The sequence below is a fragment of the Sphingomonas adhaesiva genome (genome assembly GCF_002374855.1).
GTDB lineage: Bacteria > Pseudomonadota > Alphaproteobacteria > Sphingomonadales > Sphingomonadaceae > Sphingomonas > Sphingomonas adhaesiva.
Map to the genome: position 1 here is coordinate 54,110 of NZ_NWVC01000007.1, position 24,747 is coordinate 78,856.

Below are 24,747 nucleotides of genomic sequence, written 5' to 3' on the forward strand. Positions count from 1 at the left end.
CCCGCCCGGCTATGATCGCCCGGTTCCCATCGCGCGGGCGCCGGGCTAACAGGCGGGGATGACCACCGACACCCTGCTCGATCCGCTGGCGCTGCCCGATTTCGCGGCGCTGACCCCCGAAGCGATCGCCGCCGCGCTCGACGCCGCGATCGCGCGCCATGCCGATGCGGTGGCGACCATCACGCGCGATCGCCCGACCACGTTCGAGGACGCGTGGCTGCCGCTGGAGCGGGCGGAGGCGGGGATCGACGCGCTCTGGTCGGCGGTGTCGCACCTGCACGGCGTCGCCGACACGCCCGAACTGCGCGCCGCACACGCCGCGGGGCAGGAAAAGCTGGTCGAACATTCGATGGCGGTGGCGCAGAACCGCGACCTGTACGACGTGCTGACCGCGCTGGAGGCATCGCCCGCCTTCGCCGCGCTGCCGCAGGCGGATCGCGTCGCGGTGGAACATGCGATCCGCGATTTCCGGTTGGCGGGCGTCGCGCTCGACGACGACGGGCGCGCGCGCTTCGCCGCGATCTCGGTCGAGCTGTCGGCGCTGTCCACCGCCTTCGGCAGCGCGGTGCTCGACGCGACGCAAAGCTGGGGCGAACATGTCACCGACGAGGCGCGGCTGGCCGGCATCGCCGCGCCGGACAAGGCGATGTTCGCCGCCGCCGCCGCGGCGAAGGGGCTGGACGGCTGGTGGGTGTCGCTACAGCAACCCAGCGTCAATGCCGTGCTGACCTTCGCCGAGGATCGCGATCTTCGCGCTGCGGTCTATCGCGCCTATGGCACGCGCGCGTCGGATCAGGGGCCGAACGCGGGCGAATTCGACAACGGCCCGCGCATCGCGCGCATCCTGGAATTGCGCCACGAAGCGGCGCGGCTGCTGGGCTTCGCCGATCCGGTCGACTGGTCGCTGGCGACCAAGATGGCGCCCAATGCGGGCGAGGTGCTGGCGTTCCTGCGCGATCTGGGCGCCCGCGCGCGCCCGGCGGCGGAGCGCGATCTGGGGGCGCTGCGCGCCTTCGCGGCGGAGGAACTGGGGATCGACGATCTCCAGCCGTGGGACACCGGCTTCGTCGCCGACCGGCTGCGGCGCGCGCGCTTCGCGGTCGATGAGCAGGAAGTGCGCGGCTATTTCCCGGTCGAGCGCGTGATGGACGGGTGGCAGGCGCTGCTGCACCGGCTGTTCGGCATCCGGCTGGTCGAGCGCGCCGATGCGCCGCTCTACCATCCCGACGCGCGCTATTTCGACGTGGTGGACGACAATGGGGAGGTGTTCTCCGGCCTCTACCTCGATCTGCACGCGCGCGACGGCAAGCGCGGCGGCGCCTGGATGGCGCAGGCGCGCCCGCGGCTGCGCGACGGCAATCAGGTGCGCGTGCCGGTCGCCTATCTGGTGTGCAACTTCGCGCCCAAGGGGGCGGATCGCCCCTCGCTGCTCAGCCACAGCGACGTCGTCACCCTGCTTCACGAAACCGGCCATTGCCTCCACCACCTGTTCACGCGCGTCGACCGCCCGTCGATCGCGGGGACCAGCGGGTTCGAATGGGACGCGGTCGAGCTGCCCAGCCAGCTGATGGAGGATTTCGCCTGGGACCGTGCGATCCTGACCGGCATGTCGGGGCATCACGACACCGGCGCACCGCTGCCGCCCGACCTGTTCGACCGGATGGTCGCGGCGCGGCGGTTCAATTCGGGGCTGTTCGTCGTGCGCCAGCTGGAATTCGCGCTGTTCGACCTGATCCTGCACCTGGGCACCGCCGGGTCGGACCCGATCGAGGTGATCGAGGCGGTGCGTGACGAGGTGTCGGTGATGCGCCCGCCGGCATGGCACCGCTTCCCGCACGCCTTCAGCCACATCTTCGCGGGCGGCTATGCCTCGGGCTATTACAGCTATCTGTGGGCCGAGGTGCTGGCCGCCGACGGGTTCCAGCGGTTCGCCGAAAACGGCCTGATCGACCGCGCCACCGGCACCGCCCTGCGCGAGGAAGTGCTGGCGCGCGGGGCGACGCGCCCCGCCGCCGACAGCTTCCGCGCGTTCCGCGGGCGCGATGCCGATCCCACCGCGATGCTGATCCGCCACGGCCTGACCGAGGCGGCGGCGCGATGAGCCTGTTGTTCCTCACCACCGGCGGGACGATCGACAAGCTGTATTTCGACGCGCTCAGCGAATATCAGATCGGCGACAGCGTGGTGGAACGCATCCTGCGCACCGCGCGCGTCGCGCTGCCGTTCCGCGTCGCCGAGCTGATGCGCAAGGACAGCCTGGAGCTGACCGATGCCGATCGCGCGACGATCCGCACCGCGGTGGAGGGCGCGCCCGAAACCCGTATCGTCATCACCCATGGCACCGATACGATGACCGACACCGCCCGCGCGCTCGCCGGGATGGCGGCGGCGGGCAAGACCGTCGTGCTGGTCGGCGCGCTGGCGCCGGCGCGCTTCGCGGAAAGCGATGCGACCTTCAACTTAGGGCTGGCCGTGGCCACCGCGCAGGTCGCCGCGCCGGGCGTGTGGATCGCGATGAACGGCACCGTGTTCGACGGCGCGAAGGTGCGCAAGGACCGCTCGATCAACAGCTTCGTCGCCGCCTGAGGTGCGGGGCGGCGCCCCGGCGAACGCTGCGGCCGCATGCCCAGGGTGCCAGCGTCGGCGGCGAACCGTCGCCCCAGCGAAGGCTGGGGCCTCTCGCGGCTCCTGTCCCGTGCTTCGACCGGGAGATCCCAGCTTTCGCTGGGATGACGCATCGGGGTGGTGAGGCTGAGTATAGGGGCGGCGGCGGATCGAGGCGTCCGCCGCCGCTTTCGCTCACCCCGGCCCCTTACGCCGCGCTCATCACCCGGCGCCCGCGCAGCACCTGCGTGCTGTGCCCGACCGCTGCGGTGGCGCGGCGTTCCTTGATCGTGTCGACGAACAGCCAGTCGTTGCTGACCTTCTCCGGCGTGATCGTCATCGCCATATAGCCGCGGCGCGACGTGTCGCACCATTTCAGCTCCGGATTGGCGCCGACCATCGCGCGCGCGACATCGGCCGGATCGCGCTTCACCGCCGATTCGTACCCAGGCGAGGTGACCGCATGGCCGGCGAACTCCACGCCCGCCGCGCGCCCGTCCTGCGCCAGGTCGAACGCCCAGGCATTGTGGCTGTCGCCGCAGATCACGACCAGATTGGCGTCGGCGGCCTGCGCGCCCTTCAGGAAGCGGGCGCGCGCGGCGGGATAGCCGCCCCACGAATCGAGGTTCCCCGGCAGCCCGACGCGCGACGCGGCGATCGCGTCCGATACCCAGGCGGCGGCGCGCGCATTGCCCGGGTCGATCCACGCCTGCGCCGCTTCCGGCGTCGACAGGTTGCCCATGATCGTGCCGAAGCCGACCACCTGCCACTTCTGCCCCTGCTTCACCGATCGCGCCAGGTCGTGCGCCAGCCAGCTTTCCTGCTGCGACCCCATCATCGTGATCGCCGGATCGACCCATGCGCCGTCGCGGAACGCCTTCAGCGCGGCCAGCTTGTCGCCGGTCGCCATCACCTGTTCGATTTCGCGCTGGCGCGAACGGGCGAACACGCGCGTCTCGGTCCGCCACAGCGTGGCGAGCGTGCCGATGTCATACGCCTTCCACGGCTCGTCCGACACCGGCATCCATTCGCGATACGCCTGCACCGCGGCGGCGCGGCGCTGGTTCCAGTCGCCCTCGGTCGCCGGATCGTGGTTCTCCGCGCCGCCTTCCCACGAATCGTTGGCGCTTTCGTGATCGTCCCACTGGACGATCCACGGCACCTTCGCATGCAGCGCCTGCAGGTCCGGGTCGGCGCGATAGCTGGCGAAGCGCAGGCGGTAATCGGCCAGATGGATCGTCTCGGCCAGCGGCTGCGGGATACGCCCCGCCACCTGCGCGGCGGCGGGCGGATATTTGCCCGGCGAATATTCGTAGAAATAATCGCCCAGGTGGATCGCCGCGTCCAGATCGTCGCGCGCCGCGGCATGGCCGTAGGCGTTGAACCAGCCGAACCCGAAATTGGAGCAGGAGAACACCGCCGCGCGCCACGTCGTCGCGGCATCGTCGGGCAGCGTCTTCGTCCGGCCGACCGGCGAACGCGTGCCGTCGGCGGCGACGAAGCGGTAGAAATAGCGGCGGCCGGGCGCCAGCCCGTCCAGCGTCACCTTCGCGGTCCAGTCGCGCCACGGGCCGGTGATGATCGCGCCCGATGCGACGATACGCGCGAAATCCTCGCTTTCACTGATTTCCGCCACCAGCCGCGCCGAATCGCCGGTCGCGGGGACGTAGCGCGTCCACAGCAGCATCGAATCGGCGCCCGGTTCCCCGCTGGTCACCGAATGGGTGAAGCCGCGCGCGGCCAGCATCGTCTGCGCGATCGAGAAGCCGGGCAGCGCGAACGCGCCCAGCCCCAGCGTACCGGTGGCGAGCAGTGCGCGGCGGGTGACGGTGACGGTCATGATACGGGTCCTGATCCTCGACAACGGGGCGTGCGCCTGCCCTGCGCCGCATTCGGTGACGCGGTGATGACAGCGGCGCGCGATGCTACCCGATCCGCGCGCGGGGTTGCACCACGCGCGCGGCCATGCTGTTGACCGGGGGATGAAGCGCCTGCTTGCCTCGATCCACGACGTCTCGCCCCGGTTCGAGCGCGAGGTCGACCAGCTGCTCGACCGGCTGCGCGTGCATGTCGGCGACCGGCTGGCGATGCTGGTGGTGCCCGATCACTGGAACGGCGCGCCGATCACGCCCGCGTTCGCCGCGAAGCTGCGCGGCTGGGCCGATGCGGGGATCGAGATGTTCGTCCACGGCTGGTCGCATCAGGACGATTCGGCGCATCGCGGCGCCGCGGCGCTGAAGGCGAAGCACATGACCGCGGGCGAGGGCGAGTTCCTGGGGCTGGACCATGGCGAGGCGCTGGCGCGGATGCGGCGCGGCAAGGCGCTGGTGGAGGACGTCACGGGACGCGCGGCGGCGGGGTTCATCGCGCCGGCGTGGCTGTATTCCGGCGCGGCGCGCGCGGCGCTGGGCGATGCGGGCTTCGCGCTGGCGGAGGATCATGCACGCGTCTGGGCGCCGGTCGGCGGGCGGGTGCTGGCGCGCGGGCCGGTCATCACCTGGGCCAGCAGGTCGCGGCCGCGGCAGCTGAGCTCGCTCGCCGCCGCCGCGGTGCTGCGCCGCGTGCTGCAACCCAGCAATACGGTGCGCATCGCGGTCCACCCCGGCGACACGCGGGTGCCGCAGCTGCTGGACAGTATCGACCGGACGTTCGCCGCCTTCCCGCGGCACCGGCCGGCGGCCTATGCCGACCTGCTGCGCGCCGTGCCCGTGTCGCGCGCGGCAATCCGCGCCTCGTAATGCGCGACCAGTGCGGCCGCGTGCTGGCGATCGCTCAGCACGCTGTTCGCGCCGATCTCCGCCGCGCGGCGTAGCAGCGCGCGGTCGCGCGACACCAGCCGCACGATCGCGTCCGCCGCGTCATACGGGTCGCCGGCGCGATACGTTTCGGCATAGGCGGGGCGCGCCACCATCGCCGCGCCGCCCGCATCGGGGACGATCAGCGGCAGGCCCGATACCAGCGCCTCCGACGCGACCAGCCCGAACGTCTCGGTGTCGGAGCCGTGGATGAAGGCATCGGCGCTGGCCATCACCGTCGCCAACTGCGTGCGGTCGTAGATCGGCTCGAACAGGCGGACGTGCGGGCTTTGCGCGATCTGCCGTTCCAGCGTGCGCGTGTCGGGGCCAAGCCCCAGCAGCATCAGCCCGACCGGGATGCGCGTGCCCGCGCGGCGCACCGCGTTGATGACCATCGGCCATTGCTTTTCCGGGTGGTGCCGCCCGACGCCGATCAGCAGGTGCGCGTCGGCGGGCAGGCCGCATTGCGCCAGCATCGCGGCGCGCAGCGTCTCGCTGCGCAGCCGGGGGGAGAAATGCTGCCGTTCGATCCCCAGCGTCATCACCGCGTCGATCGGGATGCCGCGCGCACCCAGCGTCTTCGCCAGCATCGGGCCGTTCGTGACGATCGTGTCGAACGGCGCCATCGCGCGGATCATCTGGCGATCGTACCAGCCGAACGCCCGTTCGATCGTCGCGGGCGAGGCGACGCGCGCGAACCACCTTTTGGGATAGGTGGCCATATTGTCGTTGTGGAGGATCCACGATTTCAGCGCGGGGCCCTGCCATTCGCCGACGATCCGCGCCGAGCGCCACGGCATGCAATTCTCGACCACGTCGGGCTGCAGTTCGTCGAGCAGCCGGTGGACCGGCGCCACGTCCCGGAACAGGCCGTAGTTCGAATCGAACGGCAGCGCGGGCGATTTGACGTAGATGATGCGCGCGCCGCCGGGCCGCTCCTCGACGCGGTCCTCGCGGCCGGGGGCGATGACGATCTGTTCATGGCCCAGCGTCGGCATGACCGCCATCTTGCGATCCACGTACGTGCGCACGCCCCCGCCGGTGGGCGAATAGAGTTCGTTGACGTCGACGATCCGCATCGGGGATCCCCTTACTTCAGCGGGCCGAAGCCACCAAGCCCGCGCAGATACTGCTCCACGATCTGGGTATTGGTGACGCCGTTGCCAACGTCGATGATCGCATCGGCCAGCTTCGGGCGCGCGCGGCCGATGCGGCGGTTGCTGGGGAAACCGGCGCCGTCGCTCCAGAAATTGAACTTGCGCTTCCCGTCGCGGTCATGCCCCAGGAACAGCGCCCAGCGGCCGGGATTCGGCACGCGGATGCAGATCACCGCGCTGCCGCTGGCGGGCGCGGGAACGGTGATGCGGCGGAACGGGCGGCCGCGCGCCGCCAGTTCGTCGTCGCCGGCCAGGAAATCTTCCTCGGTCGCCGGATACAGCTCCAGCTTCAGGGTGCCCTGCGCATCCTTCAGCCCGGTGATCGTCGCGCGGATCGCCGGGCCTTCGCCGCCGTTGCACGCCGCCGCGTCCGGCCCCAGCACCTGCGCGCCCGCCGGCACCGCCACCGTGGCGAGCGCCGCCGCCAGTGCGATCGTCAACCCTCGTGCCGCCATGCCTGCGTCCTTTCCACCAGATATTCGATCCCGACGACCGCGATGATGCACATATGCACCAGCAAGGTTGACGCGGCCGTGAACGCCATCAAATCCGACAACGCCTGATCCTGCCCGATGAACAGGATCGCGAAATTGGCGAAAAGCAGGTCTTTGTTGGGCACCAGCGGCAATCGCGACACCAATTGCCGCCCCGCGATCAGGAACAGCCACAGTCCCACCGACACGGTCGGCATCGCGAACGACCAGGCGATCGCGATCGTCACGCAATTGACGACGATGCGCAGCATGTCGACGCCGAAGATGAACCACAATTGCCGCCGCGGCAGTGAGAACACGCGCGAGGAGAACAGCAGGAACGCCAGCGTCAGCCCGGTCGCCAGCCCCATCGACCACAGGATCGTGCGCAGCGTCGCCGGCTCGATCAGTTCATAGCCCAGCGGCAGCGCCACCGCGCCCAGCACGATCGCGGAGACGTTGCCAGCGATCCCCGACACGATCGTCACGTCCTTCACCGCGCCGAACGGCGCTGCCACCATCTCGGTGCGCGCGCGCGCCCAGACGTAGAAATAGGCGTCGCCCGAATAGCCGACCAGCACGTCGTTGGCGATCCGCTTGCGGTTCAGCGCGCCGAACGCACCCGCGGGGACGTGCCACAGCCGGCGGAAGATCACGAAATCGGCGACCGGCAGCGCGAAATAGGAGATGAGGAAGAACAGGTAGAAACCCGCCGCCGTCGGCACCGCGCGGCGCAGCCCCGCCAGCCCCTGTCCCAGCAGTTCGCCCGCCAGCCCACCCAGCATCGCGGCGGTGACCACCGCGCCCAGCAGCGCGGGCCAGCGCCGCTGGAGCGTCTGCACCGGCTTTAGCGCCACCAGCGGCGCGACCACCGCCGCCGGGGACGGCGCGGGATCGGCAGCGGGCGGGGCGGGCGGTTCGGCGGCCAATCACGTCATCCAGCAGCGCGCGCCGCGGGCGGGCGGCGCGAGGTTTCGGCGCGAAGTGCCGCGCCATCGCTGCCCTGACAAGCGGATGTGGCAAAAGTGGGACGCGCGCGTCCCGGTGCCGCTACGACGCGGATTGCCCGTCCTCGTTCGCGTCGCCGGTGTCGCCGTCCAGCCGTTCCGAGCGGCGCTCCATCGCGGTCTTGAGCATCGCGGTCATCGGATCGGCGAGCGCCAGGCCCAGGATGCCGAACAGCGCGCTGGCCAGGATCTGCGTCCCCAGCGTCAGCGCGGGCGGCAGGTCGACGGTGCGCTTGGCCACCATCGGGATCACGACATAGCCGTCGAACGTCTGCACCACGACATAGACGACGATCGCGATCACCCCGGTATGGACCCCGGCGGAAAAGCCCACTGCGACCATCAGCGCGCCCGAAATGAACGCGCCGATATTGGGGATGAACGCCAGCAGCCCGGTCAGGATGCCCAGGATCAGTGCCATCGGCACCCCCGCGATCCACAAGGCGATCGCGGTCAGCACGCCTTCCAGCGCCATGCCCAGCAACCGCCCCGCCAGCAGCCGGCGCAGCGTGTCGGCCATCCGCCGCACCGTCAGCGCGAATTCGGCGCGCTGGTCCAGCGGGATCATCCATTGCAGCCCGCGTTCGTAGACGCGCGGGTCGATCGCGACGAACAGCCCGATGACGATCATCATGAACAGGCTGGTGATCGCGCCCGCCGCGGTGCCAAGCCACGACGTCAGCCGTCCGACCGACGACAGCGCCTGCCGCGCCATCCCCGACAGGTCGGACGTGCCCGGCATCAGCCCCTGCGCGGACAGCCATCCGGCAAGGCGCGTCGCCTGCGCCTCCATCGTGGAGCGCAGTTGCATCACCTGTTCGGTGATCTGTACCCCCGCCAGGTAGAAGGTGCCGACCAGGAACGCGATCGTCAGGAGGCAGACGATCAGCAGCCGCCAGCCGCGCCCGATCGGCAGCACGCGGCCCAGCAGCCGCACGCCCCCGTCGAGCAGCGCGGCGAACACCAGCCCGCCCAGGATGATGAGCAGCGGCTGGACCAGCAGCACGACCAGCGCGATCGCGCTTGCCATCCCCAGCCATACCGCCGCGCGGCGGATCTCGTCGCGGGTTGCGTCGCTGCGCACCTCGTGCGGACTGGCACCGCCGACCACCGGGACGCGCGCGTCGCGCCGGCGGCGCCCGTCCGCGGGGGTCACTGGCCGGTCGCCGGGTGGAGCGAGGTGCCCGCCCGCCCGCCGCGCAGCGAACCGGGCCAGGTCAGCGGGTTCCACGTCGCCTTGCCGTCGAGCGAGAAGGTGATGAACTCGGCCCGCCCGCCCAGGTTCTCCCACGGCACCGGCCCGCCCAGCCCGCGTTCGAACCCGCCCAGCGCAAAGCGGCTGTCGGCGGACCGGTCGCGGTTGTCGCCCATCAGGAACACATGGTTGGCCGGGATCGTCACCGGGCCGTAATTGTCGCCGGGGCTGTTGGGTTCCAGGTCGACCGTATCGTACCGGCGCCCGCCCGGCAGCGTCTCGGTCACGATCGGCAGGCGGCACACGATGCGGCCGTCGGGCAGCACGGTGCGCGCCGGCCCGTATTGCAGCGGGTCGCAGGTGGCGTTCGCGTCCACCGGCAGCTCGCGATAATGCAGCGGCCCGCGCGCGATGGCGCGCCCGTCGATGTAGACGGTGCCGCCGCGCACCGCGAGCGTTTCGCCCGGCAGCCCGATCACCCGCTTGATATAGTCGCTGGTCTGCCCCGGCGGGGTGACGATCACCACGTCGCCGCGTTCCGGCATCCGCCCCAGCAGCCGGCCGTGGATGAAGGGCAGCTGCACCGACCAGCCGTCGACCGGGCGATGGAACACCACGTCCTCGACGATCGCGACCGGATTGGGGATGGTCGGCGACACGAACGACCAGCCATAGGCGAATTTCGACACCACCAGCCGGTCGCCGACCATCAGCCCGGGCAGCATCGATTCGCTGGGGATGTAGAACGGCTTGGCGATGAAGCTGTGGAAGCCCAGCACCGCCAGGATCAGCCAGAACAGCCCCTTGGCCTCCGCCCACCAGTCGAACCGGGGGGCGGGTGCGCTGTCCGCAGGCTTGGCGGCGGGCGGGGCGGCGGGCGGTTCGCCGGTCAACGCGATCTCCTCGGCCATAAACTACTCGGCTCCTGCGGGGGGAAGCGGGATCGCCTCGATGATGACGAACGCCTGCGCCCAGGGATGGTCGTCGGTCAACGTCAGATGGATGCGCGCTTCGTGCCCGGCGGGGATCATTGCGTCCAGCCGCGCCTTCGCCCCGCCGGTCAACGCCAGCGTGGGGGCGCCCGACGGCGCGTTGACCACGCCGATGTCCTTCATGAACACGCCGCGCTTGAACCCGGTGCCGACCGCCTTGGAGAACGCCTCCTTCGCGGCGAACCGCTTGGCGTAGGTGCCGGCGCGCGTATAGGGCCGCCGGCTCGCCTTGGCGCGTTCCACGTCGGTGAACACCCGCACCTCGAACCGCGCGCCGAACCGGTCGAGCGACGCCTGGATGCGCTCGATATTGCACAGGTCGGAACCCAGCCCGACGATCATTATCGCGCCGCCTCCATCAGCGCCTTCATCCGCGCGACGCTCGCCTCCAGCCCGACGAAGATCGCCTCGCCGATCAGGAAGTGCCCGATGTTCAGCTCGCGCACCTGCGGGATCGCGGCGACGGGGGCGACATTGTCGAACGTCAGGCCGTGGCCGGCGTGCACCTCGATCCCGTTCTTCGCCGCCAGCGCCGCGGCATCCGCCAGCCGGCGCAGCTCGGCCACCTGGTCCGCGCCCGCTAGTTCGGCGTAGCGGCCGGTGTGCAGCTCGACCACCGGCGCGCCCAGCGATACCGCCGCCGCGATCTGCCGCGGGTCGGGTTCGATGAACAGCGAGACGCGGATCCCCGCATCCCCCAGCGCGCGCACCATCGGCGCCAGCCGCGCGTGCTGCCCGGCGGCGTCGATCCCGCCCTCGGTGGTGCGCTCCTCGCGCTTTTCGGGGACGATGCACGCGGCGTGCGGCCGGTGGCGCAGCGCGATTGCCAGCATCTCCTCGGTCGCCGCCATCTCCAGGTTGAGCGGGATGGCAAGGCCGGTCGACAGCCGCTCGATATCCGCATCGGTGATGTGGCGGCGATCCTCGCGCAGGTGCGCGGTGATGCCGTCCGCCCCGGCCTGCGCCGCCAGCAGCGCGGCGCGCACCGGATCGGGCAGCCCGCCGCCGCGCGCGTTGCGCACCGTGGCGACATGGTCGATGTTGACCCCCAGCCGCAGCGGCGAGGTATCCGCCGCCATCACGCCGCCGCCCGGCTGCCCGGCTTGATCGCCGGGATCGCCGCCAGTTCGGGCGGCACCGCATCCGCCTCATAGGTGGGCACGTCCAGCCGGATCAGCGGGAAGAACGGCACCCCGATGTCGGCGGTCCCGTTCGACCGGTCGACCAGCGCGGCGCCCGCGATCACGCGCCCGCCGGCGGCCTCGATCGCCTTGATCGCCTCGCGGCTCGACAATCCGGTGGTGACGACGTCCTCCATCATCAGCACCTCCTGCCCCTCTTCCAGCCGGAAGCCGCGGCGCAGCTCGAACGTGCCGGTCGGGCGTTCGACGAACATCGCCTCGACGCCAAGCGCGCGCGCCATTTCGTGCCCGGCGATCACCCCGCCCATCGCGGGGGAGACGACCGCGCTGATCCGCGCGCGCAGGTCGCCCGGGATGCGCGCGGCCAGCGCCTCGCACAATCGCGCGCCGCGTCGCGGGTCCATCAGCACGCGCGCGCATTGCAGGTAGCGCGGGCTGCGCAGCCCCGACGACAGGATGAAATGCCCCTCCAGCAGCGCGTCGGCGGCACGGAATTCGGCGAGGACGTCTTGTTCGGTCATCGGGTCGGCAACCTCCTTGCCGCGCCCCATTAGGCATCGGCCGATGGGCGCGCAACGCGCAACGCGCGGCGGTGGATGCGCGCGCCCTCTTGAGGGAGGGGGGTGGTCTGCGTATAGGCCAGTCAGGAGGGGCGTCCTACGCCCGGCGCGCGGACGCGCGTGCCACGAGCAGGGGTGACGATAACACAATGCTGAAAACCGGGATCAAGGGATGGATGCTCGCGGCGAGCCTGGCGGTTGCCGGGCTGGCGGGCGCCGCCACCGCGCAGGCGCCGGCGGCCCCCGCTGCGACGACCGCCACTGCGACGACCGGCGCCTCGCCGGCCACCGCCGCCACCGCCGCGCCGACCGGGCTGCGCCCCGCCGATTCGAATCAGGGCACGTCGGGCGGTTCGCTGCAGAAGGCCGATGCCGCCCCGGCCTCGCCCGCGCTGGCGATGGACGGCGCCCCCGCGATGACCGTCAAGCCGATGCTGGGCCAGCCGACCGACGGCCTGTTCGGCATCCAGCCGCAGGTGACGAAGAACGGGCTGCGCGCGCACTGGTTTCACGACCGCGTGCTGCTGCCGCTCATCACGATCATCTCGATCTTCGTCCTGATCCTGCTCGTCTTCGTCGTCATCCGCTTCCGCGCGGGCGCCAACCCCAATCCGTCGAAGACCAGCCACAACACCGCGATCGAAATCGTGTGGACGCTGGCACCGGTGCTGATCCTGGTCGCCATCGCGGTGCCCTCGATCGGGCTGCTCCAGGCGCAGTTCAAGCCCGCGCCCGCCAATGCCGTGACGCTTAAGGCGATCGGCAACCAGTGGTTCTGGAGCTACCAGTATCCCGACCACGGCGGGATCGAGATCACCGCCAACATGCTGAAGGAAGCCAATCAGGTCGCGCCGGGCGAACGCGCGCGCACCGCGGCCGACGGCCCGCGCCTGATGGCGACCGACAACCGCATCGTCCTGCCGGTGGGTGTGCCGATCCGGCTCATCACCACGGCGAACGACGTGATCCACAGCTGGGCGGTCCCCGCCTTCTGGATCAAGCTGGACGCGATCCCCGGCCGCCTGAACGAAACCAGCTTCACCATCGAGAAGCCGGGCCTGTATTTCGGCCAGTGTTCGGAACTGTGCGGCGCGCGCCACGCGTTCATGCCGATCGCGGTCGAGGCGGTGTCGCCCGCCGAATTCGCCGCCTGGGTCCGCGCCAAGGGCGGCAAGATGCCCGCGCCGGGCAAGCCGTCCGACGCGGTGATCCCGCAGCCGGGCGCCGACAATTCGGCGGCGGTGATGACCGAGGCGGCGGACGCCGGCAACATGACCGGCCCGACCGTCAACGGCACCGACACTCCCCCCACTTCCACGCAGGGCGCGACCGGTAACCCCGGTGGCGTCGGCGAAGCCGGACGCTGAGACCATGACCGACACCGCGCTCCACCCGTCCGCCTTCCAGGCGCACGACCATGGCCACCATGACGCCGATGCCGACCACAAGCCCGGCTTCTTCGCGCGCTGGTTCATGTCCACCAACCACAAGGACATCGGCACGCTGTACCTGATCTTCGCGATCGTCGCGGGGATCATCGGCGGTGCGATCTCGGGCCTGATGCGCGCCGAGCTGATGCACCCGGGCATCCAATACCTGCCGCAATGGGCCGCGATGCTGCACGGCGGCACCGAACAGTCGTTCGACCAGGCGCTGCACCTGTGGAACGTCCTGGTCACCGCGCACGGCCTCATCATGGTGTTCTTCATGGTGATGCCGGCGATGATCGGCGGGTTCGGCAACTGGTTCGTGCCGATCATGATCGGCGCGCCGGACATGGCGTTCCCGCGGATGAACAACATCAGCTTCTGGCTGCTGGTCCCCGCCTTCACGCTGCTGCTGGCCTCGCCGTTCTTCGGCGGCGCGGGCACCGGCTGGACCGTCTACGCGCCTCTCTCCACCTATGGCGAGCCGGGACCGTCGGTCGACATGGCGATCCTCTCGCTCCACCTGGCGGGCGTCAGCTCGATCCTGGGCGCGATCAACTTCATCACCACCATCTTCAACATGCGTGCGCCGGGCATGACGCTGCACAAGATGCCGCTGTTCGCCTGGGCCGTGCTGGTCACCGCGTTCCTGCTGCTGCTGGCGCTGCCGGTGCTGGCCGCGGCGATCACGATGCTGCTGACCGACCGCAACTTCGGCACCACCTTCTACGATCCCGCCGGCGGCGGCGATCCGGTGCTGTACCAGCATCTGTTCTGGTTCTTCGGCCACCCCGAAGTGTACATCATGATCCTGCCGGGCTTCGGCATCATCAGCCACATCGTGGCGACGTTCAGCCGCAAGCCGGTGTTCGGCTATCTCGGCATGGCCTATGCCATGGTCGCGATCGGCGTCGTCGGCTTCGTCGTGTGGGCGCACCACATGTTCACGACCGGCATGAGCGTGAACGTGAAGATGTACTTCACCGCCGCGACGATGGTGATCGCGGTGCCGACCGGCATCAAGATCTTCTCGTGGATCGCGACGATGTGGGGCGGTTCGCTGCGCTTCCCGACCCCGATGGTCTGGGCGATCGGCTTCATCTTCATGTTCACCGTCGGCGGCGTGACCGGCGTCGTCCTCGCCAACGGCGGCGTCGACGACTATATGCAGGACACCTATTACGTGGTGGCGCACTTTCACTACGTGCTGTCGCTGGGTGCGGTGTTCTCGCTGTTCGCGGGCTTCTATTACTGGTTCCCGAAGATGTCGGGGCGGATGTATTCGGAGCTGCTCGGCCAGCTGCACTTCTGGGTGTTCTTCGTCGGCGTGAACCTGCTGTTCTTCCCGATGCACTTCCTGGGGCTGCAGGGCATGCCGCGCCGCTACCCGGACTATCCGGACGCCTTCGCGCACTGGAACAACGTCGCGACGATCGGCTACATGATCATGGCCGCGGGCATGGCGATCTTCTTCGTCAACGTGATCTGGTCGCTGATCGCGGGCAAGAAGGCCCCCGACAATCCCTGGGGCGACGGTGCGACGACGCTGGAATGGACGCTGTCCAGCCCGCCGCCGTTCCACCAGTTTGAAACCCTGCCCAAGATCGACTGATCGGAAAGCCAAGGCCCGGAAGCACCCGCTTCCGGGCCTTTTTCTTTACGGGCCTGGTCGAGCAGCCGGCGCATCACGTCACAGTGCATAAAGACGTGCGACTCGCGCAGGGACGCGGAGACGCAGAGGGGCGCTTCCGACTCGAAGGGTCACCTCGCCAAAGCACCATTGGTGACGGGCCGCTTCGCGGGGGGAACATGAGACATCTCTGCGTCTTCGCGTCTCTGCGCGCCCCCCCCCTTCTTTCCACCGTCGCGGCGTCGCGGCGTCGCGTGACCCACCCCGCCGCCCGTCCCGTAACGGGACGTCCCGAATCGGGCGCTGGAAACCGCGCCCCGGCGCTCCCAGCATGGACGCCATGTCCCGCGCGCTCCGCTGCCTGTTCGCCGTCATCCTGCTGCTCGCCCCCGCCGCGGGGCTGGCTGCACCGCGCCGGGTCGAGCCGGCGCCCGATGTCCACACCGTGCTGGACGTCGGACAGCCGCTCGGCCCCGGCGATTACGTGTGGGATACCGACGAGGTGCCCGCCGGCCCGACGCGGATCGTCGTCGATCTCGCGAAGCGGCGGCTCTACGTCTATCGCGCCGGGGTGGAGATCGGCCGGTCGTACATCGTCATCGGCCCGCCGGAGCAGCCGACGCCGACCGGCCGCTTCCCGATCCTGCAGAAACATGCCGATCATTATTCCAGCACCTATGGCGGCGCGCCGATGCCGTACATGCTGCGGCTGACTTGGGGCGGGGTGGCGATCCACGGCAGCGCGGTGGAGGAGGATTGGGTCACCCACGGCTGCATCGGCGTGCCCACCGCGTTCGCGCGCATCCTGTACGCGCATGCGAAGGTCGGCGACCAGGTGATCGTCACGCGCAACTGGCTGCCCGCCGCCTACCCCTGACGCCCGCCGCCCCCCTGCGGCTTGCCGATCGCGCGCCTGCGCGCCACGATCGCGTGATGGACGATCAGGCGACGCTGTGCTGGCGGGTCGAGCGCGCCTGCGCCGCGGCCTGGCCCGCGCGGACCGTGGACGCGCGCCACGGCTGGGCGGTGGCGCGGTCGGGCGGGGGCACGCGGCGGATCAATTCCGCCTCGCCGCTGTCGCCCGCGGCGACGCTGGACGCGACCGCGCTGGCGGCGATCCTTGCCGCCTATCGCGACGCCGCGCTGCCCGCGATCGTCCGGCTCCCGACGCTGATCGCGCCGCCCGCCAGCGTGCTCGATGCGGCCGGGTTCGCCGCGGCGGAGGGCGCGTCGACCACCCTCGCGCTGGTGCCCGGTACCGCGACGGCCGCGCCGGTGCCCGCCGGCGTGCGGATCGCGGTCGATCCCGCGCCCACCCCGGCATGGCGCGCGGCGCGCCGGCACCTGTCGCTGGCGGCGGGGGCGGGGGCCGACGACCATCTCGACCCGCTGTCCCGCCTGCGCGCGCCCGCCTGGTTCGCCGCCGCCGCGGTCGACGGCACGCCCCGCGCGGTCGCCTTCGCCGCGCTGACCGACGGCATCGCGATCGTCGAGGCGGTGGCGACCGACCCGGCGTGGCGCGGGCGCGGGCTGGCGGGGGCGTGCGTCGCCGCGCTGGTCGATCGCGCGATCGCCGCCGGCGCGGGGCATGTCGCGCTCCAGGTGGCGTCGGACAATGCCGCCGCGCTTGCGCTCTACCGCCGGCTGGGCTTCACCTGTCACCTCTACGATTACAACTATCGAAGGAGAGGATGATGCCCGCATTGCGGATGGTCGACACCGGCACGCTGCGCCTGCGCGTCGCGGTGGAGGGCGAGGGGCCGCTGGTCATCATGGTCCACGGCTTTCCCGAAAGCTGGTATTCGTGGCGGCACCAGATCGGCCCGGTGGCGGCGGCCGGCTTCACCGCCGCGGCGATCGACGTGCGCGGCTATGGCGGGTCGGACAAGCCCCCGGCGATCGAGGATTATACGCTGGAGGCGATCACCGCCGACGTCGCCGGGGTGGCCGATGCGCTGCAACCGGGCGCGCCCGCGATTCTTTTGGGGCACGACTGGGGCGCGCCGATCGTGTGGAACAGCGCGCTGTCGCGTCCCGATCGCTTCTCGGCGGTGGCGGCGCTGTCGGTGCCGTTCGTCGGCGTGCCATCGCGCCCGTTTACCGAATCGTTCCGCGCCGCCTTCACCGACAAGGGGCAGTTCTTCTACCAGGAATGGTTCCAGGAACCCGGACCCGCCGAGGCGGAGGCGGAGGCGGACGTGCGCCGCTTCCTGCGCAGCTTCTACTACGCCATTTCGGGCGACGCCCCGCCGGGCACCTGGCCGGAAAAGCCCGCGGGCGCGACCCTGCTGGACGGGATGGTCGACCCGCCGGTCTTCCCCGCCTGGCTGAGCGACGCCGACCTCGATTACTATGTCGCGGAGTTCGAGGCATCGGGGCTGCGTGGCCCGCTCAACCGCTATCGCAACCACGAACGCGACTGGGCCTGGGCGCAGCCGTTCAAGGTCCGACGGATCGAACAGCCCGCGCTGTTCATCGGCGGGACCAAGGATCCCGCGACCAACCTGTTCGGCGCGCTGGCCGATCCGATCGCGGCGATGCGCCCGCACGTGCCGAAGGTGGAGGGGCACGTGCTGGAGGGATGCGGCCACTGGACGCAGCAGGAGCGGCCGCAGGAGGTCAACCGCCTGCTGCTCGACTGGCTGGCGCGGGTGCGCCCGTGACGGCTAGAATGCGGTAAAGCCATTGGTAATCAAGCCGGATTGCCCAGATTGAAGAACGCGCTTTCCGATTCGTAAAGGATGCGCGCGGTACATGTCGTCCCGGCGCGGCACCCAGGGGGGTGGTCCGCGCGCGGGGTAGGGCATGATGATCGACAGGGAAGGCGCGGCGCCGGCGGACGCGCGCGGCGTCACGACGCGCGACGGGGCGGGCGATGCGGCATGGGGCCGCAACGGCGCGCTGGCATCGGCGCTGTTCCTGGCCGCCTGCGGTTCGGAACAGGCCGCCGCGCCCGCCACGCCGGCCGGCTCGTCCACCCCGGCCCCGGTCGTCGTCGCGCCGCCCGCCCCGCCGACCGCGGCGGAGGCCAGCCGCTTCCTGGCGCAGGCGTCGATGGGGGCGACCCGCGCGGAGATCGACAAGGTCGTCTCGCGCGGATACGCCGGCTGGATCGACGATCAGATCGCGATGGCGCGCCCGATCAGCTATTGGGACTGGCTGGTCGCGGGCGGTTATAACGCCGCGGCGAACATCAACAGTTACGCCGGCTTCGACGCGATGGTGTGGAGCCAGCTGATCGGCGCGCCCGACCAGCTGCGCCAGCGGGTGGTGACCGCGCTGCTCGACATCCTGGTGGTCGGGATCGACGGGCTGAACGCGCAATGGCGCCCGTTCCTGATGGCCGCCTATATGGACGTGCTGGCCGACAATGCGTTCGGCAATTACCGCACGCTGCTGGGCGCGGTGACGACCAGCGCGGCGATGGCCTATTACCTCACCTTCCTCAACAACCGGAAGGCGGACACGCGCACCGGCGCGATGCCGGACGAAAATTACGCGCGCGAACTGATGCAGCTCTTCACGCTGGGGCTGTACCGGCTGAACAGCGACGGCACGCAGCAGACGTCGAACGGTGCGCCGATCGACACCTATACCCAGGCCGACGTGACGCAGCTGGCGCGCGTGTTCACCGGGCTGCAACTGGCCAACAGCGACAATTCCACCCCCGACCGGATGCGCCTGCCGCTGGTGATGACCGCGTCGCTGCATGAAACCGGCACCTCGACCGTGCTGGGCGCGTCGATCAACGGCGCGGACGGCATGGGGGCGGTCAACGCCGCGCTCGACACGATCTTCGCGCATCCCAACGTGCCGCCGTTCATCGGCAAGCTGCTGATCCAGCGGCTGGTCACCAGCAATCCCAGCCCCGCCTATGTCGCGCGCGTCGCGGCGGTGTTCGCCGACAACGGCAAGCAGGTGCGCGGCGATCTGGCGGCGGTGGTGCGCGCGGTGCTGCTCGACAGCGAGGCGCGCGGCAGCGCGGCGCTGACGAAGGCGGAGGCCGGGCGGCTGCGCACCCCGGTGGAGCGGCTGACCGGCTGGGCGCGCGCGTTCGGCGCCACCTCCCCGTCGAACGCCTGGGCGATCGGCGATACCACGTCGGGGACGTCGCGGCTGGGGCAGGGGATCGGCCGCGCGCCGTCGGTGTTCAACTTCTACCGCCCCGGCTACATCCCGCCCGCCACCGCGCTGGCCGGCGCCGGGCTGGTCGCGCCCGAATTCCAGATCACCAACGAACAGAGCGTCGTCGGCTACGTCAACTTCATGTACTCGCTGGTCGCCAACGGCATCGGCGACGTGAAGGCGGATTATACCGCGATCCTGACCAAGGCGGGCGACAGCGCCGCGCTGGTGGACGAGGTGAACGTGCTGCTCGCCGCGGGCCAGCTGTCCAGCGCGACGGTCGCGTCGATCCGCGCCGCGGTCGATAGCGTCGCCACCACCGCCACCAACGCCGCGATCAACCGCGTCGGCATCGCGATCATGCTGACGCTCGCCTCCCCCGATTATCTGACGCTTCGCTAAAAGGGCCGCGACGATGCACATCCATCACGACGAATCGCGCCGCGCCTTCCTGCGCCGCGCCGCGCTGCTGGGGATGGCGGGCACCGCCGCCCCGTTCGTCAACACGCTGGGCGCGATCGGCGAGGCGGCGGCCGCGACCGGATCGGGGTACAAGGCGCTGGTCTGCGTGTTCCTGCACGGCGGCAACGATTACGGCAACACGCTGATCCCCTATGACCAGGGCAGCTATGCCGCCTATGCGCAGACGCGCGCCGCGCTGGCGCTGTCGCGCGACACGCTGTCGGCGCTGGTGCCAGACGTCGCGCTGGCCGGCGGGCGGCAATATGCGATGGCGCCGTCGCTGGCGCCGCTCGCCGATCTGTTCGCCAGGGGCGCGGTCGCGCCGGTGATGAACGTCGGCACGCTGGTACAGCCGATCACCAAGGCACAGTATAACGCGCGCTCCGCGCCGGTCCCGCCCAAGCTGTTCAGCCACAACGACCAGAGCAGCTATTTCCAGGCATCCAGCCCGGAGGGCGCGCAGAGCGGCTGGGGCGGGCGGATCGGCGATCTGATGCAGGCCGGCAACGGCGGGTCGGCGCTGACGTGCATCAACACCACCGGCAACGCGGTCTACCTGACCGGGCGCCAGGCGGTGCAATATGCGGTCGGTACCGGCGGCCCGGTCGCGCTGCTGGGCAACAGCAAGACGATGTACGGGTCCAGCACCGCGGCGGCGACGCTGCGCGAACTGATGACGAAGAGCAATGCCGCGCTGCTCGCCAACGAACACGCCCGCGTCAGCAAGCGCGCGCTGGATACCTATGCGCAGGTCTCGGCCGCGCTGGCCGGCGCGCCGGCGGGCAACTTCCCGCTGTTCCCCAGCGGCAATTCGCTGGCCGACCAGCTGCGCATGGTGGCGCGGATGATCTCGGTGTCGAGCGAACTGGGGCTGTCGCGGCAGGTGTTCTTCGTCGGCATGGGCGGGTTCGACCTGCACGACAACCTGGTGACCCAGCATCCGGTGCTGATGGGCCGCGTCGCCGCGGCGATGCGCGCCTTCTATGACACCACCGTCGCGATGGGCGTGGCGGACAAGGTGACCAGCTTCACCGCCTCCGACTTCGGCCGCACGCTGACCAGCAACGGCGACGGATCGGACCATGGCTGGGGCGGGATGCATTTCGTGATGGGCGGCGCGGTGAAGGGGCGCAGGCTGTACGGCCGCGCGCCCGATGTCGGCGCCAACACCAACGACGACGTCGGACAGGGGCGGCTGATCCCCACCACCTCGGTCGATCAATATGCCGCGACGATGGCGACGTGGTTCGGCGTCTCCGCCTCCGACCTGCGCACCGTGCTGCCGAACATCGGCAACTACGACGCCTCGACCTGGAATCTCGGCTTTCTGTAAGGCTTTCCTCGCGCCCCGCCGCACGGTAGGGGAGGGTGGTGACCGTCATGAGCACCGCTGCCCCCCTCCTGCCGCCGGCCGACTGGCGCGATTTCCTGGCGCTGACCAAGCCGCGGGTGATGACGCTGGTCGTCTTCACCGGGCTGTGCGGGATGCTCGCCGCGCCGGTCGCGGTCGATCCTGTGCTGGGCTTCACCGCGATCCTGTGCATCGCGCTGGGCGCCGGCGCGGCGGGGGCGCTCAACCAATGGTATGAAGCCGATCTGGACGCGGTGATGAAGCGCACCGCGCAGCGCCCGCTGCCCGCCGGGCGGATGGAGCGGCAGTCGGCGCTGCATTTCGGGGTCGGGCTGGGCGCCTTTTCGGTGATCCTGATGGGGCTGGCGGTGAACCTGGCGGCGGCGGCGATCCTGACCGTCTCGATCCTGTTCTACGTCCTCATCTACACCGTCTGGCTGAAACGGCGGACGCCGCAGAACATCGTCATCGGCGGCGCGGCGGGCGCCTTTCCGCCGCTGATCGGCTGGGCCGCGGCGACCGGGCAGGTCGCGCTGCTGCCGTTCCTGCTGTTCGCGCTCGTCTTCCTGTGGACGCCGCCGCATTTCTGGGCGCTCGCGCTGTTCGTGAAGACCGATTACGCCAATGCCGGCGTGCCGATGCTGCCGGTGGTGGCGGGCGAGGCGGCGACGCGGCGGCAGATCGGCCTTTATACCATTCCCATGGCGGCGGTGGCGATCGCGCCGTGGCCGCTGGGGCTGGCGGGCGCGGTGTACGGCGTCGTCGCGGTGGCGATGACCGCCGCGTTCGGCGTGCTGGCGGCGCTGGTCACCGCCGGGGCGACTCGCGCGGGGCGCCCGATGGCGTGGGAAAAGCGGCTGTTCGCTTTCTCGATCCTGTATCTGTTCGTGATCTTCGGCGCGCTGGTCGCCGACCGGTGGGTGGCATGATTCCTGACGACGACGACCTGATCCGCCGCCGGCAGAAGGGCCGCGCGATCGTACTGGCGCTGCTGCTGGGCGCGTTCGTGGTGCTGATCTTCTTCATCACCATCGCCAAGATCCGCCAGGGCATGGCGCACTGATGCGCGGTGAAGGCGCCCCGGGCGTGAAGGCGCGCACCACGCGCACCGTCGTACTGGCGGTGCTGGGCATCTGCTTCATGACCGGCCTCGCCTTCGCCAGCGTGCCGCTCTACCGCCTATTCTGCGAGGCGACCGGGCTGAACGGCACCACCAACCGCGCACTCGCCGCGCCCGGCAGCGTCCACCGCCCGATCACGATCGCGTTCGACGCCAATACCAGCCCCAAGCTGCCGTGGCGCTTCGTGCCCGAACAGGAGCAGGAAACGGTCGAGATCGGCGCGCGCGACATGGCGTTCTTCACCGCCACCAACCGCGGCGCGCAAGCGGTCACCGGCACCGCCACCTACAACGTCACCCCCGCGATCGCGGGAAAATATTTCACCAAGATCCAGTGTTTCTGCTTCACGCAGCAGACGCTGAAACCGGGCGAGACGCAGCGGATGCCGGTGATCTTCTTCGTCGATCCGAAGATCCTGACCGATCCCGATACCCGCGATGTCGAGACGATCACGCTCAGCTACACCTTTTACCCGGTGGATTCTGCGAAAACGGCAAGCTAGAGCGGGGCCGATAGGCGTATAAACGGGGAGAGCCACGCATGGCTGGCGCGAAGAACCACGATTACCACATCCTGCCACCCAGCCCGTGGCCGCTGCTCAGCTCGCTGGCCGCGCTGGTGCTGGCGACGGGCGGCATCATGTACATGCATTCCGCGGTCGGCGGCGGCTGGGTCTTCCTGATCGGCCTCGCCTTCGTGCTGTTCTGCATGTACGGCTGGTGGCACCAGGTGATCCGCGAGGCGCATGCCGGCGATCATACGCCGGTGGTCCAGCTGCATTTCCGCTACGGCATGATCCTGTTCATCGCCTCGGAAGTGATGTTCTTCGTCGGCTGGTTCTGGGCGTTCTTCGATTTCGCGTTGTTCCCCACCGCGATGCAGTTCGTCGACGGCCAGGTGGAACGCGCGGCCGAGGGGGCCGCCGCGATCGCCGCGCAATGGCCGCCCAAGGGGCTGACCGTCATCAACGCGTTCGAGCTGCCGCTGCTCAACACGCTGATCCTGCTGACCTCGGGCACCACCATCACCTGGGCGCACCATGCGCTGATCCACAACCAGCGCGGTGGCGAGAAGCGCGGCTTCTGGGGCCTGCTGGGCGTGGGCGACCGCGACGGCGTGCTCAAGGGGCTGTGGCTGACGGTCGCGCTGGGCCTGATCTTCAGCACGATCCAGGCCTATGAATACATGCACGCGCCGTTCCCGTTCAAGGGCATCAACTATGGCGCGGCGTTCTTCATGGCGACGGGCTTCCACGGCTTCCACGTGCTGGTCGGCACGATCTTCCTGATCGTCAACCTGATCCGCGCCTATCAGGGCGAATTCACCCCGAAGCAGCATTTCGGGTTCGAAGCCGCCGCCTGGTACTGGCATTTCGTCGACGTGGTGTGGCTGTTCCTGTTCGTCACCATCTACGTCTGGGGCGGCTGGGGCGCGCCGGTCCACGGCGGCTGACGCGATGACCGGCGGCCCATCGGCCGGGGGCGGCGATCCGGCGGCCCCCGCCGGCGCTGCCGGCCCCGCGCCGGCGGCGCTTCCCGCCCCGCTGGAATGCGGGCTGAAGGGCCTGTGCCCGCGCTGCGGCGCCGCGACCCTGTTCGCCGGCGCCGTTCGCTTTTCCCCGACATGCGGCGCGTGCGGGCTGCGCATCGGCGATTTCAACGTCGGTGACGGGCCGGCGGCGTTCCTGACGCTGATCTGGGGGGCGATCGTCACCGCGCTGGCGATCTGGCTGGAACTGTCGGTCGGGCCGCCGTGGTGGGTCCATGCGCTGGTGTGGGTGCCGGTGACCGCCGCCGGGGTCGTCTATTCGCTGCGCGTCGCCAAGGGCTGGCTGCTGGCGGCGGAGTTCCGCAATGCCGCGCGCGAGGGGAAGATCACCCCGTGAGGCGTATTCCGCTGATCCCGACGCTGGTCGTCGGGATGGCCGTGGCGGCGATGATCGCGCTGGGCCTGTGGCAGCTGCTCGACCGGCTGCCCGCCAAGGAAGCGCATATCGCGCGGCTGGCGAAGAACCCGTCGCTGCCCGCGGTCGCCTTCCCGCGCTTTCCCGACGACAGTCTGCTGTTCCGGCGCACCAGCGCCTTCTGCCTCGAACCGGTCGACATCCGGCGCGCCGGTGCGGGGTCGGCGGGCTACCGGTTGATCGCCACCTGCCGCACGGGGGCGGAGGGGCCGGGGTTCCAGGTGCAGCTGGGCACGACGCGCGATCCGCTGGGCAAGGTCGACTGGCGCGGCGGGAAGGTATCCGGCTGGATCGGCCACGCGCCCGATTCGCGCCCGCTGATCGCGACACTGTTCGATCGCCGGCCGCAGGACATGCTGCTGATCGCCGACACCCCCGCCGCCGGGCTGACCGCCAACACCCCGCCCAACGTCGCGGCGGTGCCCAACAACCATCTGGCCTATGCGGTGCAATGGTTCCTGTTCGCCGGCATCGCCGCGATCATCTACGCCATCGCACTGCGCCGCCGCGCGCGATAACGCGCCGAGAGGGGGGCACGCGGAGGCGCGGAGACGCGGAGCGCTGGCGCCGACGCGAAGCGTCTCTCTCCACCGGCCAGTCAATGGCCCACGACGCTTGCCATAAGGCCTGACATCGTCGCGCTCTTCCGTCGTCGAACAGGCGATACCGGTTCGAACGGTAGAAGGAAGGTTCACGCGAAGCCGCGAAGCCGCGAAGAGGTTTCGCCGACGCGAAGCGTCCTT

At 70.2% G+C, this 24,747-nt stretch carries 25 protein-coding genes; 16 read left to right on the plus strand and 9 right to left on the minus strand.

The window, feature by feature from the left end:
* Nucleotides 1–58: 58 nt before the first annotated feature.
* Both COA07_RS13600 and COA07_RS13605 read left to right on the plus strand, forming a co-directional pair.
* Nucleotides 59–2,101 carry a M3 family metallopeptidase gene (locus COA07_RS13600; protein ID WP_066711199.1) on the plus strand — a complete coding sequence of 681 codons (2,043 nt, stop codon included), beginning with the start codon at nt 59–61 and terminating at the stop codon, nt 2,099–2,101.
* On the plus strand, nt 2,098–2,586 hold the full coding sequence (locus COA07_RS13605; protein WP_066711201.1) for an asparaginase domain-containing protein: 489 nt from the start codon (nt 2,098–2,100) through the stop codon (nt 2,584–2,586). The genes COA07_RS13600 and COA07_RS13605 overlap by 4 nt, the downstream gene beginning before the upstream one ends.
* Nucleotides 2,587–2,812: 226 nt before the next feature.
* Here COA07_RS13605 and COA07_RS13610 read toward each other — a convergent pair whose 3' ends face one another.
* Nucleotides 2,813–4,444, minus strand: coding sequence for an alkaline phosphatase D family protein (locus COA07_RS13610; protein ID WP_066711203.1), 1,632 nt, complete (start codon nt 4,442–4,444; stop codon nt 2,813–2,815).
* 142 nt (nt 4,445–4,586) lie between these two features.
* Here COA07_RS13610 and COA07_RS13615 point away from each other — a divergent pair, with 142 nt between their 5' ends.
* Nucleotides 4,587–5,342, plus strand: a complete 756-nt coding sequence (locus COA07_RS13615) for a polysaccharide deacetylase family protein (RefSeq protein ID WP_066711205.1) — start codon at nt 4,587–4,589, stop codon at nt 5,340–5,342.
* Here the strand turns inward: COA07_RS13615 and COA07_RS13620 are convergent.
* From COA07_RS13620 to pyrE, 8 genes are all read right to left on the minus strand, one after another.
* On the minus strand, nt 5,285–6,478 hold the full coding sequence (locus tag COA07_RS13620) for a glycosyltransferase (RefSeq protein WP_066490300.1): 1,194 nt from the start codon (nt 6,476–6,478) through the stop codon (nt 5,285–5,287). The genes COA07_RS13615 and COA07_RS13620 overlap by 58 nt on opposite strands.
* An 11-nt stretch (nt 6,479–6,489) precedes the next feature.
* Nucleotides 6,490–7,011, minus strand: coding sequence for a DUF2141 domain-containing protein (locus COA07_RS13625; protein WP_066711207.1), 522 nt, complete (start codon nt 7,009–7,011; stop codon nt 6,490–6,492).
* Nucleotides 6,993–7,958, minus strand: coding sequence for a hypothetical protein (locus tag COA07_RS13630; RefSeq protein WP_245842159.1), 966 nt, complete (start codon nt 7,956–7,958; stop codon nt 6,993–6,995). Before COA07_RS13630 ends, COA07_RS13625 begins: the two co-directional genes overlap by 19 nt.
* Before the next feature lie 121 nt (nt 7,959–8,079).
* Nucleotides 8,080–9,147, minus strand: a complete 1,068-nt coding sequence (locus COA07_RS13635; RefSeq protein WP_066712816.1) for an AI-2E family transporter — start codon at nt 9,145–9,147, stop codon at nt 8,080–8,082.
* A gap of 41 nt (nt 9,148–9,188) precedes the next feature.
* Nucleotides 9,189–10,142: a signal peptidase I gene (gene lepB, locus COA07_RS13640; protein WP_066712814.1), complete on the minus strand. Its 954-nt coding sequence runs from the start codon at nt 10,140–10,142 to the stop codon at nt 9,189–9,191.
* A 3-nt stretch (nt 10,143–10,145) separates the two neighbouring features.
* Nucleotides 10,146–10,565 carry a holo-ACP synthase gene (gene acpS, locus COA07_RS13645; RefSeq protein ID WP_066712812.1) on the minus strand — a complete coding sequence of 140 codons (420 nt, stop codon included), beginning with the start codon at nt 10,563–10,565 and terminating at the stop codon, nt 10,146–10,148.
* A complete protein-coding gene (locus COA07_RS13650; protein ID WP_066712810.1) occupies nt 10,565–11,302 on the minus strand; it encodes a pyridoxine 5'-phosphate synthase in 738 nt (245 codons plus the stop codon). The genes acpS and COA07_RS13650 overlap by 1 nt, the downstream gene beginning before the upstream one ends.
* On the minus strand, nt 11,302–11,886 hold the full coding sequence (pyrE, locus tag COA07_RS13655) for an orotate phosphoribosyltransferase (protein WP_066712815.1): 585 nt from the start codon (nt 11,884–11,886) through the stop codon (nt 11,302–11,304). The genes COA07_RS13650 and pyrE overlap by 1 nt, the downstream gene beginning before the upstream one ends.
* Nucleotides 11,887–12,074: 188 nt before the next feature.
* On the opposite strand from pyrE, the gene coxB reads away from it, so the two are divergent.
* The 13 genes from coxB (at nt 12,075) to COA07_RS13715 (ending at nt 24,522) form a co-directional block, all read left to right on the plus strand.
* Nucleotides 12,075–13,292 carry a cytochrome c oxidase subunit II gene (gene coxB, locus COA07_RS13660; RefSeq protein ID WP_096641222.1) on the plus strand — a complete coding sequence of 406 codons (1,218 nt, stop codon included), beginning with the start codon at nt 12,075–12,077 and terminating at the stop codon, nt 13,290–13,292.
* 4 nt (nt 13,293–13,296) lie between these two features.
* Nucleotides 13,297–14,964, plus strand: a complete 1,668-nt coding sequence (gene ctaD / locus COA07_RS13665) for a cytochrome c oxidase subunit I (RefSeq protein WP_066712968.1) — start codon at nt 13,297–13,299, stop codon at nt 14,962–14,964.
* A gap of 358 nt (nt 14,965–15,322) precedes the next feature.
* Complete coding sequence (locus COA07_RS13670; protein ID WP_083957015.1) at nt 15,323–15,859, plus strand: L,D-transpeptidase family protein; 537 nt, start codon at nt 15,323–15,325, stop codon at nt 15,857–15,859.
* A gap of 56 nt (nt 15,860–15,915) precedes the next feature.
* A complete protein-coding gene (locus COA07_RS13675; protein WP_096641224.1) occupies nt 15,916–16,677 on the plus strand; it encodes a GNAT family N-acetyltransferase in 762 nt (253 codons plus the stop codon).
* Complete coding sequence (locus COA07_RS13680; RefSeq protein WP_066713879.1) at nt 16,677–17,645, plus strand: alpha/beta fold hydrolase; 969 nt, start codon at nt 16,677–16,679, stop codon at nt 17,643–17,645. Before COA07_RS13675 ends, COA07_RS13680 begins: the two co-directional genes overlap by 1 nt.
* Nucleotides 17,646–17,787: 142 nt before the next feature.
* A complete protein-coding gene (locus COA07_RS13685; protein WP_096641226.1) occupies nt 17,788–19,509 on the plus strand; it encodes a DUF1800 domain-containing protein in 1,722 nt (573 codons plus the stop codon).
* Nucleotides 19,510–19,522: 13 nt separating this feature from the next.
* Nucleotides 19,523–20,902: a DUF1501 domain-containing protein gene (locus tag COA07_RS13690; protein ID WP_066712200.1), complete on the plus strand. Its 1,380-nt coding sequence runs from the start codon at nt 19,523–19,525 to the stop codon at nt 20,900–20,902.
* A gap of 47 nt (nt 20,903–20,949) precedes the next feature.
* A complete protein-coding gene (locus tag COA07_RS13695) occupies nt 20,950–21,849 on the plus strand; it encodes a heme o synthase (RefSeq protein WP_066712208.1) in 900 nt (299 codons plus the stop codon).
* Entirely contained in the window at nt 21,846–21,983 is a 138-nt protein-coding gene (locus COA07_RS18350; protein WP_169803565.1) for a hypothetical protein, read from the plus strand. Before COA07_RS13695 ends, COA07_RS18350 begins: the two co-directional genes overlap by 4 nt.
* The gene (locus COA07_RS13700; RefSeq protein WP_066712202.1) at nt 21,983–22,543 is read left to right on the plus strand and encodes a cytochrome c oxidase assembly protein; all 561 of its coding nucleotides are present in this window, start codon (nt 21,983–21,985) and stop codon (nt 22,541–22,543) included. Before COA07_RS18350 ends, COA07_RS13700 begins: the two co-directional genes overlap by 1 nt.
* Before the next feature lie 38 nt (nt 22,544–22,581).
* Nucleotides 22,582–23,493 (plus strand): cytochrome c oxidase subunit 3, encoded by a 912-nt coding sequence (locus tag COA07_RS13705; RefSeq protein ID WP_066712204.1) that lies wholly within the window; start codon nt 22,582–22,584, stop codon nt 23,491–23,493.
* 4 nt (nt 23,494–23,497) lie between these two features.
* On the plus strand, nt 23,498–23,926 hold the full coding sequence (locus COA07_RS13710) for a DUF983 domain-containing protein (RefSeq protein WP_096641228.1): 429 nt from the start codon (nt 23,498–23,500) through the stop codon (nt 23,924–23,926).
* Nucleotides 23,923–24,522 carry an SURF1 family cytochrome oxidase biogenesis protein gene (locus COA07_RS13715; protein ID WP_066712460.1) on the plus strand — a complete coding sequence of 200 codons (600 nt, stop codon included), beginning with the start codon at nt 23,923–23,925 and terminating at the stop codon, nt 24,520–24,522. Before COA07_RS13710 ends, COA07_RS13715 begins: the two co-directional genes overlap by 4 nt.
* Nucleotides 24,523–24,747: the final 225 nt, after the last annotated feature.

Coding starts and splice junctions, on each gene's coding strand:
- COA07_RS13650 (WP_066712810.1), bottom strand. CDS start 11,302: ATGGCGGCGGATACCTCGCCGCTGCGGCTGGGGGTCAACATCGACCAT.
- acpS (WP_066712812.1), bottom strand. CDS start 10,565: ATGATCGTCGGGCTGGGTTCCGACCTGTGCAATATCGAGCGCATCCAG.
- COA07_RS13685 (WP_096641226.1), top strand. CDS start 17,788: ATGATGATCGACAGGGAAGGCGCGGCGCCGGCGGACGCGCGCGGCGTC.
- COA07_RS13675 (WP_096641224.1), top strand. CDS start 15,916: ATGGACGATCAGGCGACGCTGTGCTGGCGGGTCGAGCGCGCCTGCGCC.
- lepB (WP_066712814.1), bottom strand. CDS start 10,142: ATGGCCGAGGAGATCGCGTTGACCGGCGAACCGCCCGCCGCCCCGCCC.
- COA07_RS13710 (WP_096641228.1), top strand. CDS start 23,498: ATGACCGGCGGCCCATCGGCCGGGGGCGGCGATCCGGCGGCCCCCGCC.
- COA07_RS13680 (WP_066713879.1), top strand. CDS start 16,677: ATGCCCGCATTGCGGATGGTCGACACCGGCACGCTGCGCCTGCGCGTC.
- COA07_RS13605 (WP_066711201.1), top strand. CDS start 2,098: ATGAGCCTGTTGTTCCTCACCACCGGCGGGACGATCGACAAGCTGTAT.
- COA07_RS13600 (WP_066711199.1), top strand. CDS start 59: ATGACCACCGACACCCTGCTCGATCCGCTGGCGCTGCCCGATTTCGCG.
- COA07_RS13625 (WP_066711207.1), bottom strand. CDS start 7,011: ATGGCGGCACGAGGGTTGACGATCGCACTGGCGGCGGCGCTCGCCACG.
- COA07_RS13705 (WP_066712204.1), top strand. CDS start 22,582: ATGGCTGGCGCGAAGAACCACGATTACCACATCCTGCCACCCAGCCCG.
- ctaD (WP_066712968.1), top strand. CDS start 13,297: ATGACCGACACCGCGCTCCACCCGTCCGCCTTCCAGGCGCACGACCAT.
- COA07_RS13690 (WP_066712200.1), top strand. CDS start 19,523: ATGCACATCCATCACGACGAATCGCGCCGCGCCTTCCTGCGCCGCGCC.
- COA07_RS13620 (WP_066490300.1), bottom strand. CDS start 6,478: ATGCGGATCGTCGACGTCAACGAACTCTATTCGCCCACCGGCGGGGGC.
- COA07_RS13610 (WP_066711203.1), bottom strand. CDS start 4,444: ATGACCGTCACCGTCACCCGCCGCGCACTGCTCGCCACCGGTACGCTG.
- COA07_RS18350 (WP_169803565.1), top strand. CDS start 21,846: ATGATTCCTGACGACGACGACCTGATCCGCCGCCGGCAGAAGGGCCGC.
- pyrE (WP_066712815.1), bottom strand. CDS start 11,886: ATGACCGAACAAGACGTCCTCGCCGAATTCCGTGCCGCCGACGCGCTG.
- COA07_RS13695 (WP_066712208.1), top strand. CDS start 20,950: ATGAGCACCGCTGCCCCCCTCCTGCCGCCGGCCGACTGGCGCGATTTC.
- COA07_RS13700 (WP_066712202.1), top strand. CDS start 21,983: ATGCGCGGTGAAGGCGCCCCGGGCGTGAAGGCGCGCACCACGCGCACC.
- COA07_RS13670 (WP_083957015.1), top strand. CDS start 15,323: ATGTCCCGCGCGCTCCGCTGCCTGTTCGCCGTCATCCTGCTGCTCGCC.
- coxB (WP_096641222.1), top strand. CDS start 12,075: ATGCTGAAAACCGGGATCAAGGGATGGATGCTCGCGGCGAGCCTGGCG.
- COA07_RS13615 (WP_066711205.1), top strand. CDS start 4,587: ATGAAGCGCCTGCTTGCCTCGATCCACGACGTCTCGCCCCGGTTCGAG.